We start from the raw sequence: 14,043 nt of genomic DNA, 5'->3' as shown, positions 1-14,043 counted from the left end.
CCGCTCGCGCCGGTGGCCGCCAGGGGGACGGTCACCGGCGCGAGTTCTGGGTTTTGCTCGGTTCGACAGCGTGGTGGTCAGGTGGTGCCCCCCCATAACCGATCCAGATCTTGCCCGTGGCGCGTCGCCGGTGTCGTCGTGGAAGTGCTGGCGAGAGGCGAGACCGTTCCCTTGTGGTCCAGTTCGATGTGTGCCCCCATGAAGACGAAGTGCTCGGGGCTCACGGACTTGGGCACCGGCAACGCCCGCTCGGACGCGTGCGGCCGTGCTGTTCGGGGAGTTAGGAGACATTCACAGTCAGTATTAATGTCGGGGGGATGGATTTGTTGACGTCGTCAACGAATCTGGTCGTTGATGGCTCCCGAGATCCCTGTGTACGGTGGCGGGTATGGCAGACACCTCCCCGGCCTTGACGAATGCGTTGGTCACCGGCGCCGAGATCGCCCGGCTTGCAGGCGTCACGCGTGCCGCTGTCTCTAATTGGAGGCGGCGGTACAGCGACTTTCCCGCGCCCGCCGGTGGTGGTGTGAACAGCCCGCTCTTCGACCTGACCGAGGTGCAGGCGTGGCTGGACAAGCAGCGCAAGGTGCAGGACGTCTCGATCGAGGTCCAGCTGTGGCAGGCGCTGCGCGGGGCGTACGGCGAGGAGATGATCGGCGGGCTTGTCGATGTCGCCCGGCTGATCGCCGGGGAAGAGCGCCCGAAGGATCTGCCGGAGGGTGCTGTCCGGCTTGCGCGAGACCTGATCGGCAGCGGTTCCGCCGGCGAGGTGGTGGGCGCTCTCGCGGAGCGCTTCACCGACTCCGTGCGCCGGGCCGGTTCGGACCAGGTCACCTCACCCCGCGTGGTCCGTGCCGTGCGTCGCTTCGCCGGTGAGGTGGCCGACGACGCGACCCTTTTCGACCCGGCCTGCGGCATCGGCACGCTGCTTCTGGCCGTGGGGCCGGAGCGAGGACCCCGGCGGTACGGGCAGGAGTCCGACGCCCGCAGCGCGCGCTTCGCGCAGCTCCGCGCGGATCTCACCGGTCGCGAGGGTGTCGACATCAGCACAGGTGATTCCCTGCGTGACGACCTCTGGGCCGACGTCAAGGCCGACCTCGTCGTCTGCGATCCACCGGTCGGTGACACCGACTGGGGGCGCGAAGAGCTGCTTCTCGACTCGCGGTGGGAGTTCGGCACTCCGTCGCGGGCCGAAGGCGAACTCGCCTGGCTCCAGCACGCGTACGCCCACACCGTTCCCGGCGGCCGTGTCCTCATGGTCATGCCCGCCTCGGTCGCCTACCGCAAGGCGGGCCGCCGTATCCGGGCCGAACTCGTACGGCGCGGCATCCTCACCCAGGTCATCGCGCTCCCGCCCGGCACCGCGTCCTCGCATGCTCTCCCCGTGCACCTGTGGCATCTGCGCCGACCGCGCACGCTCGGTGATGCCGTGACCAGTGTCCGGATGGTCGACCTGACCGCTACCGTCGCCGAAGACTTCCCAGAGCCGACCCCCGGCCAAGTGGCGGACGTCCCCTTGATCGACCTGCTCGACGACACGGTGGACCTCACGCCCGGCCGTCATGTGGTGGAGTCTCATCGCGACTACGCGGCGGAATACCTGTCCCTGCGGCAGGAGTTGGCGGAGCAAGTGAGGCTGCTGGCCGAGCTGCTGCCGGTACTCACCGCGGGTGTCGGACCCGCTGCCGTCGACGGGCCCTCCGTCAGTGTCGCCGACCTCGCCCGAGCCGGGCTCATCGAGTACGGAGATCCCGAGCCGGTCTCAGTCAGCGACCAGCTCGACACGGACTACCTCCAGGGCTTCCTGCGCAGCGCCGCGAACACCCGGCGCTTCACGAGCGCCAGCGGCACCTTTCGCCTCGACGGAAAGGGGGCACGCATTCCGCAGATGGACATCGCCGAGCAACGTCGGTTCGGGGCGGCCTTCCGGCTGCTCCAGGAATTCGAGGAACGGGCCCGCAGGGTAGCTGAACTGAGCGGGGAGGCGGCATCGCTGGCGCGTGACGGGCTGGGTAACGGGGCACTGAAACCGGAGAATTGACGATCCACCACTGCCCTGCACACATGCGTCACGTCAGTTCGGCTGCGGCACGAACGGGCTGGCGATCCCGCTCCATGACACAGCCAGCGCTTCCCGCGCCCGCGTGCACGCCACGAACAGCAGGCACCGCTCCCGCAGCAGATCGGAGTCATGCTGCAATGCGTCAATGGAGACGGGCGTTACCTCGCGCGCGAACGGCACCGCGCTCGCCGACGCTCCGAGTACCACGACACAGCGGAACTCCAGGCCCTTCATGGCATGCATGGTGGCGAGCCGTACCCCGTCCACGCCCGGCCCAGGGTTGTCCCTGACCCGGACCACCGGCACCCCGGCCGCGTCCAGCTTGTCGTGGACCTTGTCGAGCAGCACGTTGAAGCGTGCGCACACACCGATCTCCGATAGCCGGATGCCCTGGGCGATCCACTCCTCGATCCTCCCGACGAGCGCGGCGACCTCTGCCTGTTCGGAGCCGTAGCCGTCCACGTGCGGCCTTCGGCCGTGCAGCAGCGAGCGGTAACCGGCGAGGCTGTCGCTGCCCTCGCCGCCCAGGTCGTCGACGTTCACCGGGCTGAGGATGCCGGTCGACCAGGCGAGGATCTCCTCCGTGCTGCGGTAGTTGATGCGCAGGCGGTGGGTGCGTCCCGTCACCGAGATGCCCAGCGAGCCGAGCGAGACCTTCGAGTCGTAGATCCGTTGGTGTGGGTCGCCCGTGATGAACAGGTCGTCGCTGCCGGACGCTACCGCACCACGCAGGACGCGCCACTGGGCGGGGTGTAGGTCCTGGGCCTCGTCGACCACGACGTGGTCGTGCGTGGGTGCCGAGCCGACCAGCAGATCGGCCGCACGGGCACACACCTTCAGATACGTGGTGGCCTTCTGGACACGCAGCATCTCCTCGAACAACTCGACTGCGGGCCACAGCTGTTCGCGTCGCGTCGACGACAGCGCGCTGCCGCGACCGCGCCGCGAGGCGGCCTTGTACGCGTCCAGGGTGCGCAGATCCTGCGCGAGTACGACGTGCCGGTACTCCTGAGCCAGGAACTGCTCCGTCCACGGCAGACCGAGCTTCTTGACGACGCGCTCCCACAACTGCCGTTCCTCCCGGTCACCGATGGGGGAGGGGGATCTGCCGTCGAGGCGGGTCACGACACCGTGCGCGTAGGCGTTGACCGTGGTCACGTCCACTCGGCCGAGCAGCGACTCGTCGCCGTCAAGGAGCAGGGACAGGTTCTCGCGCAGGGAGGAGGCCAGCGCGTTGGTGTAGGTGGTAAGCAGGACGCGGGCGTCGGGGGAACGCGCGAGAAGGTGCTTGACCCGGTGCAGGGCCGCGACCGTCTTGCCGGTGCCCGGACCACCCGTGACCTGGACCGGGCCGCCGTAAGACACCCGATAGGCGACCCGGCGCTGCGACGGGTGCAGAAAGACCCGCCATGCCGCGAACGGCTTCTCCAGGATGTCGGCGAGTTCCTCGGGGCCGGTGATCAGGGTGATGCGGCTCGTGGTGTTGGCGATGGCGATGGCGAGACTTTCGTCCGGGTCGGGGCCCGCGTCGACCGGCCGACGCACCGCGACCACGTCCCGGTACACGTCCTCGGCGCCGAAGCCCTCCGCGAGGTACTGCAGCACCTCGAACTGGTCCTCGGGCAGCAGCGTGCCGAACGCCTCCAGCTGCGGCTTGTCGACGATGGTCCGCACGGCCCTCAGGACCTGGTCGTCGATACCCAGTTCACGCAGCACGGTGTCGGAGTACTTCGCGAACAGCAGCGAGGGCGCGGCGGCCGCTGCCTTCTCCAGGGCCGGGGTCAGCTGCTCGATGGCGACCACGTTGCGGACTTCCAGCGCCCGCGTCGCGGAGTTCGTGGTGTACAGCCGCTTGGCCGCCCACGTGTACGCGTCGTCGTGGCGGACGACGTTGACGAGCAGGAACACATCGCTGCCGTCGTTCGGTGCGAGGACCACGCCCCGTCAGAAGTCGTTGATGCGGATCGTCCGCATCCGCGGGTCGCGGGCGTTCTCCACTGACTCCAGGTGCAGCCCCTTGTCCGCATGTAGTTCGGGCACGGTGAGCTGCTGGAACTTCTGCATCGCCTTGCGTACGCCGGCCCTGACGGGCTTCTCCAGGACGTCGTAGCTCTCCCAGAAACTGTTGGCGAACGCGAGCTGCGGCACGAGGTGAACTCCCCACCCTGGACGGACACTCCGCAGTCGATCATACGCGCGGTGTGTTCACCAGCCGGAGGGCGATCGCTTCGATGTCCGTGAGCAGCCCAGCCGGTTCCTGGTCCAGGTCGAGGGCGTGCTGGTGGATGAGGATGCCCGCATGGCGTACTTCATGGGCGGCGTGCGGGGCGTTGCCCTTTGCGTAGACCAGGTGTCCTTCGCGCAGGTCGAGGGCCGTGCAGTACGCCAGCATCTGGTACAGGTCGGCGTCCGGGTAGCCGCCCCGTTTCTCCGCCTTGTACTTGGCGTCGACGACCGCGCACGGGGTGCTGCCGGGCCCGTACAGCACGAAGTCGGGTTTCATGCGGATCGTGGCGGCCTCGTCGAGGTGGTGCGGGTCCTGTCGCCGGACGGTGTGACCCTGCCCCATGGTCTGGAAGGCCTCCCGCAGGGCGACCGTCACGAAGTCCTCGAAGAGCTTGTTCATGTCGAACAGGAACCCGTCGATGCGCAACCCGCCGGGCGAGTGCTCGGCGGAGGTGCCGTCCAGGACCGCGCGGGCGAGATGCAGGGCGTGGTGGTACCGGGCGTTGAGGCGGGTGGGGAGCCAGTCGGGGATCGGCTGCCCGCGCACGATCGCGGTCACCTCGGCCAGCCGGGCGCGCTGATGCAACAGCCTGCGGCGGACGTCGCGCGGCACACCGGGCAGCCGGAGGAGGCGTTCGACTGCCGTGCGCAGGATGCGGTTCTCCGTGATGTCGGTGGTGAACTTGTCGTACGCCACCTCCACCGGCAGTGTCGCCCCGAAGCGTCGCCGTATCTGTTCGGCCTCCCGGAGCCGTCCGCGTACTACGAGGGAGCTCTCCTCCGTAGCCTTGTACCCCTGCAGCAGTCCTTGCCGCAGCGCACGGTCCACCTGCCGCTCCACCGCATGGGCGAGCGCGGGCACCAGATCGTGGTGCTCTGCGACCTCGACCTCCCCGTCTCGCCAACTCCCTTTGCGCACAAGGCTGTAGCCGAGCAAGAAGAAGAGTCGGACGATGGGCACCTTGGGAGTGACGCGCACGGTGACCGGCTCGCCGCCCGGTACGGTCACAGCCACCGCCCCGACCTTGCTGCCCGCCCGCAGCGACCAGTGTCCCGGTGCATAAGGGTCGGGGGTCGCGTCCACGATGTCGGCAGCGACGAGCGCGCGACCGACGGGATCGGGGAGTGCGCGGCGGACGGCCGGCGCGTGCTCCACCAGCTCCACGGGCTCGCCAGGATGCAGGGTTCTCGCCGCGGAGGTCACCCCAGCGACTCCCGCAGCGCGGCCAGCCCGTACCGCTTCTCGATGTCCACGCCCTCCCCGTAGTGGTGCTCCTCCAGCAGCGGAAGGATCTTCGTCCGCCAGGTCCGCTCCAGACCGCCCTCCCGGTAGACGCCCTTCTTCATCAGATACGAGGGCCCAATACGGAAGTCTGCTTCGTCGATACGAGAGTTGAGCGCGTCGAGGAGATCGGCGGGCTCGGTGTCCTTGCCCTCTCTTTCCAGCCAGCGGCGCAGCAGACCACTCGTCGGCTGTGTACGCGGCGACAGCTCCACAAACGCGAACCGGCGGCGCATCGCCGTGTCCACGAGGGCGATGGACCGGTCGGCCGTGTTCATCGTGCCGATGACGAACAGGTTCGGCGGCAGCGCGAAGTCGTCGCCGGAGTAGGTCAGCCGAACCGACTTGTTGCGGTACTCCAGCAGGAAGTACAGCTCGCCGAAGACCTTCGCCAGGTTGGCCCGGTTGATCTCGTCGATGATCAAGAAGTGCGGGATGTGCCGGTTGCCCTCGCGGGAGGCCAGGTCGGCGAGTTCGCGCAGCGGGCCCGCGGTGAGCCGGAAGGCGACCTCCCTGGTCTGTGGGTCCTCCTGGGGCCGGATGCCCTCGAAGAAGTCCTCGTAGGCGTACGACGGATGGAACTGCACGAGCTTCACCTGCTCGGGCCCGCCGCCGAGGAACTCGGCGAGCTTCAGCGCCAGGTACGTCTTGCCGGTGCCCGGCGGCCCGTAGAGCACCAGTTGGCGGTCGTCCGCGAGTAGATCCCGCACTTCGCGCAGCCACGCGATGTCGTGCACCAAGAGTTCGGAGGTCAGCGCGTTCGTGGGCTCCGGCAGCTCGAGATCGCGGCGGACGGCGATCGCCGGGATTTCCGTGCTCGGGTCGCGCTCTATGGCCTCTGCTTCCTCGACCAGCTCCTGGTTGGTGAGACCGAGCCCTTCGATGTGGGCCTGGACCGAGGTGAGATCGAAGACGTCGTGCTGGATCGACAGCTTCTGCTGCAGCTCTTCAGGCAGGCTCTCGTATGGATACCCGGTCGGCTGCCACTCAACGGGCCGCCGGAGGTTGGACCGCCGGTTCTCGGACTCGACCTGCTCCACCCCTCCGGTGATCTCACCGACGTACAGATGTCCGCCTGAGATGGTGCACACGGTGTCGCCAGGCTTCATCCGGGACAGAAAGGCATGCAGTTCCTCGACCAGTTGCTGCTTCTGGCTGTAAGTGGCTGTGGACTCGTAGTCCTCCTGCACGAAGGCACGTAGGTCTTCCTTGCTGGTGCCCTGCATCACGCCCGGCCTGAGGTGGGAGGCGGCGAGGGTGATGCGGCCCTCCGGTAGCCAAAGTCGTTGGACCAGGTCGAGGCCGGTGACGTTCGAGCCGCGCACCAGCCAGGGGCGGCTGGGGCCTGCCCAGACGCCGGACATGAAGTCGGCCAGTGGCTTGCCGTTGCCGGCCCGCCACTCGAGCCACCCGTTACGCGGTGCTCCCACCAAGAGCTCCGCGGCGAAGGAGGGGGAGCCGCAGATCACGTCCTCAGTTAGTTCCAGCCAGCCTGGCCGGTGCGTGGACGGAATCAGCACGCCCGTCTTCTTCAACTCCTCGCGCCGACGGAACGGGCCGCTGCCGTACCGCGCGACCGATGCGAGCTCACGTGCGGGCGATCCTGCCTGTACCAGAAACTTCCTGCTGCCGTTCGTTCCGGTCTCGTTCAGCAGTACTCCCCGTGCCCGGTCGATCCCCTCACCCTTGGGCAACCGCAGCCAGAACACCGGGTACTGCGTGCCATTGTCGGCCATCGCCAGCACTTCCCCCCCCAAACCAGAAGATCCACCGAGAACAGTAGGGGCTCCCTCTGGCAGTCGTCTCCTGTGCTTTACGTGATCTTTCCGGTCCGGTAGGGCCCGTCGCCCCGGCGGGACCGGTGGCCAGGAAGTACACACCTGTTATGGCTCCGGCCGCGCCGGACAACGTCACGACGGTCACGGCTGCTGCTACTCCGATCGTGATCCGTCTGCGCTTTGTGCTCTTGTCTCTGCCTGCATTGGATCTGCCGTCCGGTTACCCCGGTCCCGATAGGCCGCGAAGGTGCGGGCTTGTTCAGCCTTCCGTACCTGGCCGAGTTCGATGGGCCGCAGTCCGTGAGGGCGTCCGAGGTGTCTGAGGAGGTCGTCGAAGTACGGGACGGGGGTGTGCTCCGAGGAGATCACGAGCGCGGAGAGGAGGACGCCGTCGGGGCCGGAAGGACGGTCGATCGCCACAAGAATCATGGCTCGTGCCTTGTCCGAGAGATCGTTCGGTTTCAGACCGGCGGCTTTGGCGAGCGTGTGCCAACCGACGCAGACCTGGCGGTGTGCGGCCGAGATCAGTGCCTCGCGGACGGACCTCACCACGGCTGCCCTGGTGCCTCCCAGCTTGGCCCAACTGCCACCATGCACCGTCGACGCGGAGGACGTGGAGGAGGGCACGTGAGCGCCGGATTCGGCCTCACTGCGTCGTCTGACCTTCTGCCAGTACCTGCGCCGCTGCGTTCTGCTCAGCTGCCGGTACTCGTGCGGGGTCAGGAAACCGTACCCGCCACCCACCTTGGGGATGCCGACGGTGAACGCCTTGGCTTCCTGGGGCTTGCCCGTATCGGGGCGTGGTGCCGGGCGGAGGTCCGGCCAACGGGGATCTGCCGGGTTCGGAAGCGACGAGAATCCCTCGGCGTGTATGAGCCAAGTCGGTTCGGAAGGGGACGAGTCGGCCAGGGGGAGAAGAAGCGGTGTGCCCTCGATGACGTGGAGTCGGTAAGGGAGAGGTGGTTCGCACGACTGGGGGAGCGAGATCCGTGCACTGACGACGACCGATCCGATGGGCTGGATGTCGGCCTCGTACCGACGGCGGGTGAGATCGTTCTGCCGGGTGACTTCGGTCGCCGCGGTGAAGGCGATAGTGCCGGGAGCGAGAGGGAAGGCCACCGAGGACACCGCGTCGCGCCGGACGGCATCGTCGGTGAGATGGGGCGTGATGATCCCCTCGTCCGTCAGCCGACACTCGTTGAGAGTCGTCCACTGGATGGTGTGGTCCTTGTCCTGTGTCCCGACGCGGACCACGCGACTCCCGTCTTCGGTGTGGCAGGTGAAGCGGATCGCGTGTCCTGCGGCCTGTACCTCGTGGTGTCCGAGTCCGCTGTGGGGTCCGTAGGCCCAGTGGACATGCGTGTGTGCCTCGGCGAACTGTGCGCGAGTCGCCTGCCACTCCCGATCGTTCAGCCGGTTCAACTGGACGCGGATGAGGCGGGGATCCGGTCCGAAACGCACCTCGACGGCCCCTCCGTGGGCCGAGCCCGGCTCCAGGTAGGCGACCTTGACGTTGTCGTGTCTTTGCCGCCGGAGCCAGCGCTGGAGTGCCTGGCCGATGTAGAGGTGGTCGGCGCTGTCCTCGCCGGTCTCGGTACGGCGGCAGTGCACGGGTGGGCGGTGGGCGAAGTGGCATTTCTTGTCGGTGTACCGCTTCGCGGAGAGTTTCTTGCCGCAGCCGCCGAGCAGTGTGCCGCAGTAGAAGTCCTCGCGGGTGCGGCCCAGCATGAACCGGTCGAACTCGTCGTGGTCGTACGGCAGGAACACCGGCCAGTCCGACTCGGCCCTGCCTATGACCGCCGTCTGGACCTTGCGGGTGTCTTCCTCTACGTACGGCATTTGGCCCCCCGGGTGATTGTGGAGTCGTGTGGGGTCAGGACGAGCGCCAGCGGTTGCGGCCGTCGGAGCCGGGGCCGCAGACCATGGGCGTTCCCGCCTTGGTGACGCCGGTGGCTCCCTGCGGAGAACAGAACGAGCCGGGGTGGACGGTGCCGACGCTGCCGCCGCCGGTGGAGCCGCCGGACGAGGCCGAGGAGCCGCCGCCTGCCGAACCGTCGTCTTCGCTGGTGCTGTTGTCGCTCTCGTAGTCGGGATCGTTGGCCGGGATCTTGTAGGTCGTGTCCTTCGCCTTCGGGCAGTCCTGGACGAGGTCAGCGTCGGTCCACCGGCCCAGGTCGAGGCTGACCGTGGTGGTGGAGGTGACCTTAATTCCCTTGTCCGGGGACTGGAAGCACACCCGCCACTCGTCGCCGTCCTCGGCGGCCTCCTCAGCGGTGGGTGTGTCGATGTCGAGGTAGACGTCGTCGAGCGTGATGCTGTCGAGGTCGATGCCGGCCTGCTTCAGGTCCTTGGTCGCTGTGTTGTAGGTGGCGCCGACGACGTCCGGCATCTTCGACCACGGGAGTGGGCCGCCGTCCTTCTTGGGGCACGGTTCATCGCTCTTGACGGCCGCGAAGTCGATGCTCTTCGCGGCCGTGTCGGCCTCCTGGAAGCACACCGTCCATCCGGACCGCATGATGATCGAGCGGTCGTCCTCGGCCGCGTCGTGGTGACCATTGGTGAAGCCTGCGGAGCGAGCCAGCTTCTCCGCCTCGTCAAGTGGCTTGCCGATGTAGTCGGCGGCCTTGACGACCTTCGCGGGAGTCGGGGACGACGTGGCCTCGGCGCTTACTTTGCTGTCTTCGCGTGTCTTTGCGTCGGGTTGTTGCGTGCCGCTCTCGTCGAGCTGCCCGCCCAGGCCCGCGCCGACCGTCAGTAGAAGGAAGGCTCCGAACGTCGCGCCGATCTTGGCGAACCGGCGCCAAGGCGGCAGCACCCACACCGCCACCATAGCGGCGATCATCACGACGAGGCCGAGCCCGAAGCTGAACGCGCCGAGCAGGGCGACAAGAGCGAGGAGCCCGAGTACAGCGGGGGTGGTCTTCCACCAAGGGCGCGGCAAGAAAGGGGTGTTGTAAGGGTTCACGTGGCGCTGTGCTCCTCGGGTACGGACTGGGCTGGGCCCGGTCCGGGCTCGGATTCCTTGGGCTCTGGATGGTTGCGGCGGGCGCGCCCAAGGCGAAGCGAGGGGACGATGGGCCGTTGCCAATCCGAGCATGGCGGAGCTTGTTAGCAACGTCAACAGGCATCTATGAAGTCGCTGCCATCATATGCGTGTACACCCGTTCGGGTGTCCAGCGCGGAACGGAGATGTGCCAGGCTGCCCGATCCACCGAGCCGACTGTCGTAGGAACCTCGCCGACCGGGCGGCGTGTGATGGTCAGTGCAGTACTGAGCCGATCCACGCCATCGCCTGCTCGGGCGTGCTGAGGGTGTCGACGCCGAGGACGTGGATGATGCCCAACAGGCCCTTGGGGCCGCGCACCTGGAGGGTTCGGTGGGCGTGACTGCCCAGCTGGGGATGGACGATGACGGCCATCGGAGCGTCGGTGGAAGCGTAGCCGCTGCCGTAGGTGAGGAGTTGGTGGACATCGGCCGCGCTCACGCCGTGGCGGTCGTAGCGCTTGTACTTGGCGTCCACGGGAATCAGCATGCGATGTGCCGTGTCGTGTCCTGGAAGTCCTGGAAGGCTGAGCAGGAGATCGGGCCGGAAGGTCGAGGCGTTGCCCAGGTCTCCGCGGACCGTGATGCCGACGCCGCTTCCGCCGGATACGGCGTGGCCGCCGTGCGGGCCGACGGCCTCGGTGCCGAGACGGCGGACGACGGCTTCCCAGAGCGCGGGCATGGCGAGCAGGAGACCGTCCGCCGTGGTGCCGTGGTCGGTGAGCAGGTCGGTCACGCCGCCACCGCGCAGCAGCAGGCGGGCCCAGGTGTGGGCGGGCCGGTAGCGGGCGTTCAGGCGGGTGTATTGGGTGCGGTCCAGAGCGCGGAGCGCCACGGCCGGGGTCGGGGTCTGCGGGAAGGCGCCGGCGGCGCCGTGCAGGGCGCGCGCAAGGTAGGGAGTGGCGGTCAGGCTGAGCGCCGCCCTCAGGGCGCTCCCCAGGACGCGGTTGTCCCAGATGTCCGCCTCCCGGTCGAAGGTACGGACGTGCAGCTGGTCCAGTTGCCCGTAGCGGCGGGTGGCCTGGGCGGCGACGTCCAGGCGTCCCCGCAGCACCGGTTCGACGCTCCGGCGGCGTACGTAGTCCCGGCGCAGTCCCTCCCGCAGCAGCCGCTCGCACTGTTCGAGCAGGGCGGCGGCGACCAGGTCGGCGTAACCGTCGGGCCCGGTGGCCCACCGCCTGGCCGTCGCCGGGACGGGCGTGCCCAGGGCGTAGGCGAGCCAGCTCATGAGTTGCTCTCCCGAAATGGCGAACTTGGGTGCGATGACCACGCGGACACGGTCCAGGACCAGGACCCCGACGGTCGCGTCGGCCTTGAGCCGCCACCCGGTGCGCTCCCCGGTCAGGGTGAGGCAGCCCCGTGCCTGGAGGGCGTGCAGGCGGTCGACGTCCCGGGGAGTGAGCTGATCGGGTTCCAGCGTGGCGGACTCGTACTCGCCGAGCTGGACCGGGGTGCGGTCAGGCATCCGGGCCGGGAACGCCGCTGGTGAACTCGGTCGCCAGCGCGTCTGCCAGATCCTGCGGGGGCATGAAGAGCGCACGCCCGGTCTCGGCGTCGACCAGGCCGCCGAGAATACGGTGCAACAGGTCCGCCCGGCCGAGGCAGTAGTCCTCCAGGAGCGGGATCACCTCGTAGTGGAAGGCCGCGGCCAGATCCTCCTCGGTGGCGATCGGCTCACCGTCCCGCAGCAGGTAGGCGTGCCCGATCTGGTGGTCGGCGTCGAGATGGCGGGCGATGCGGGTATTGAGGGACTCGAAGAACGCGGCCAGGTCCAAGGGACCCACGGCCCCAGAGACCACGTCCGGGTCCGGGCCCACGGGCAGGAAGGCGAACCGGCGGCGAACTGCGGCGTCCAGGTGGCTGATGCTTCGGTCGGCGGTGTTCATCGTGCCGATGACCCGGACGTTCGGCGGTACGGAGAAGCGGCGCTTGCTGACGGGCAGGGCGACCGGAAGATTCCGTTTGTCGAGTTCGAGGAGCGTGATCAACTCACCGAAGATCCGCGGCAGGTCACCGCGGTTGATCTCGTCGATGATCAGCAGAAACTTCTGGTCGGGATGGGCCTCGGCGGCCCGGCTGCACAGATTGTGGAACAGGCCGTCCGTGAGGGTGAGGGTGAGCCCCGGGCCGGTGGCGCTCAGGTCCGGCTTGAAGCCCTCGACGAAGTCCTCGTAGCCGTAGGAGGGATGGAAGGTGACCAGGCGGACACGGTCGCCGTGCAGCATTTCGGCCTGCGCCTCGGCACGTTGGCCGGCGTCGGCACCGAGCACGCCCGCGCGGCCGTCCAGGGCGAGAGCGGCGGCAAGCGCGAGCCGGGTCTTGCCCGTACCGGGCGGCCCATGCAGGATCACCTGCCCCTTGCGCTCCAGCGCGTCCAGTACGACCTGCACGTCATCGGGCAGCGCGACGGGCGTGCCCGCCTGTGCCTGGCCCGTACCCGGGACGGAGTCGGAGCCGGAGTCGGCGTTGTGTGCGGTGAACCTGGCGAAGAGGGACGGGTCGACCTTGGCGAAGGTGGACCGCCACCCGTGCTGGGGCTTCGACAGTTTCTGCGCGTGGGAGACGTCCCAGGCCACCGGGACGACGTGGTGGAACTCCGGCCGGTCCGGGTCGTAGCGGTAGCTCCCGTCGACCCGGCCGGTGGCCAGGACCTCGTCCATCCCGCGGTTGGCGACGACCCGGTCTCCCGCCTCCAGGTCCCGGAAGGCCAGCAGCCGGCGGGCGAGGGTCAGGCTGCCGCCACTGCTGCGCGGCCAGTGCGCGTCCAGGGCCTGCTTCAGTTCCGTGTCGCTCTGATACTGGCCGAGATCGCCGAGCTCGTCCCACCCGACGCAGATGAACTCGCCTTCCCGGCATTCCTCCCACAGACGGCCGCGCTCGCCGGGGGCGATCTTCCAGATGGTGCGTTGCCTGGGATTGAAGTGCTTGTACAGGAAGCGCATCACTTCCTGTCCCGTCCAGCCCTCGAACTCCTCACGGGTCCGCACGAGTTCGCGCAGTTGACGGTTCGTGCGCGAGGCGGGGACGCCGGCCTGCGCCTCGCCGCCGAGCAGCCTGACGAACGTCCGCAGATGCTCGGCCGCGTAGATTGGCAGGAAGCGCTGGGGGAAGTAGGTCGCCAGGGACTTCGTCACCAACGTCGGTCCGTATCGCAGCACTTCAAGGTCGTCCAGCGCCTCGAAGTCTCCTGCCCCGACGGCGTCGAAAGCCCGGACGAACTGTCCGCGCAGTTCCGCCCAGGCGTCCTGCGGGCCCATACCCCTCAGCGGAGCGGCCAGCCGCCATTCGCCGGAGTTGTGGTGGTACATGATGTGCTTCGCGGCACTGCCGCCCCTGATGCTGCCAAGACTCGGGGTGAGGAACTCCAGCAGCCGGCAGTACGTCGGCGCCGAGCCGGGCGGCGCGGCCTGCCCGAGGGCGTAGCGCTCCAGCGGCAGCTCCGCCCACTTCTCCAGCGGGAACTGGGACAGCACCTGCTTGCGCTCGTCCTCGGCGGCCGCCTCGGTGTCCGCCACGGCGGTCCGGTCGAACTCGGCTGCCGCTGTGCGCAGATCCACCCCGTCTGTCATGGGGGCCATGATGCCGGAGCGCGACGTGGCGTTCCCATCGCCCGGCGAAGTTGGGCAACTTCCGGCGTGCGACTCAGGTGGCTG

The 14,043-nt window shown here is 68.4% G+C and carries 7 protein-coding genes and 1 pseudogene; 1 reads left to right on the top strand and 7 read right to left on the bottom strand.

The window, feature by feature from the left end; all coding sequences use genetic code 11:
* Nucleotides 1-388: 388 nt before the first annotated feature.
* Nucleotides 389-2,041, top strand: a complete 1,653-nt coding sequence (locus tag OG622_RS10265; RefSeq protein WP_371575043.1) for an N-6 DNA methylase — start codon at nucleotides 389-391, stop codon at nucleotides 2,039-2,041.
* Nucleotides 2,042-2,074: 33 nt separating this feature from the next.
* Here the strand turns inward: OG622_RS10265 and OG622_RS10260 are convergent.
* The 7 genes and pseudogenes from OG622_RS10260 to OG622_RS10230 all read right to left on the bottom strand — a co-directional run bounded on the left by OG622_RS10260 (nucleotide 2,075) and on the right by OG622_RS10230 (nucleotide 13,959).
* A pseudogene (locus tag OG622_RS10260) lies at nucleotides 2,075-4,210 on the bottom strand (UvrD-helicase domain-containing protein).
* A 40-nt stretch (nucleotides 4,211-4,250) separates the two neighbouring features.
* A complete protein-coding gene (locus OG622_RS10255) occupies nucleotides 4,251-5,492 on the bottom strand; it encodes an McrC family protein (protein ID WP_371575041.1) in 1,242 nt (413 codons plus the stop codon).
* Nucleotides 5,489-7,306 carry a DUF4357 domain-containing protein gene (locus OG622_RS10250; protein ID WP_371575040.1) on the bottom strand — a complete coding sequence of 606 codons (1,818 nt, stop codon included), beginning with the start codon at nucleotides 7,304-7,306 and terminating at the stop codon, nucleotides 5,489-5,491. The genes OG622_RS10255 and OG622_RS10250 overlap by 4 nt, the downstream gene beginning before the upstream one ends.
* Before the next feature lie 195 nt (nucleotides 7,307-7,501).
* Nucleotides 7,502-9,187 (bottom strand): competence protein CoiA family protein, encoded by a 1,686-nt coding sequence (locus OG622_RS10245; protein ID WP_371575039.1) that lies wholly within the window; start codon nucleotides 9,185-9,187, stop codon nucleotides 7,502-7,504.
* Between the two features lie 34 nt (nucleotides 9,188-9,221).
* Nucleotides 9,222-10,313 carry a PASTA domain-containing protein gene (locus OG622_RS10240; RefSeq protein WP_371575037.1) on the bottom strand — a complete coding sequence of 364 codons (1,092 nt, stop codon included), beginning with the start codon at nucleotides 10,311-10,313 and terminating at the stop codon, nucleotides 9,222-9,224.
* A gap of 294 nt (nucleotides 10,314-10,607) precedes the next feature.
* The gene (locus OG622_RS10235; RefSeq protein ID WP_371575035.1) at nucleotides 10,608-11,855 is read right to left on the bottom strand and encodes an McrC family protein; all 1,248 of its coding nucleotides are present in this window, start codon (nucleotides 11,853-11,855) and stop codon (nucleotides 10,608-10,610) included.
* On the bottom strand, nucleotides 11,848-13,959 hold the full coding sequence (locus OG622_RS10230) for an AAA family ATPase (RefSeq protein ID WP_371575034.1): 2,112 nt from the start codon (nucleotides 13,957-13,959) through the stop codon (nucleotides 11,848-11,850). The genes OG622_RS10235 and OG622_RS10230 overlap by 8 nt, the downstream gene beginning before the upstream one ends.
* Nucleotides 13,960-14,043: the final 84 nt, after the last annotated feature.

Source organism: Streptomyces sp. NBC_01314 (assembly GCF_041435215.1).
Classification (GTDB): Bacteria; Actinomycetota; Actinomycetes; order Streptomycetales; family Streptomycetaceae; genus Streptomyces.
The sequence above is the reverse complement of the archived record's forward strand: the minus strand, read 5'-3'. Positions and strand labels throughout refer to the sequence as shown.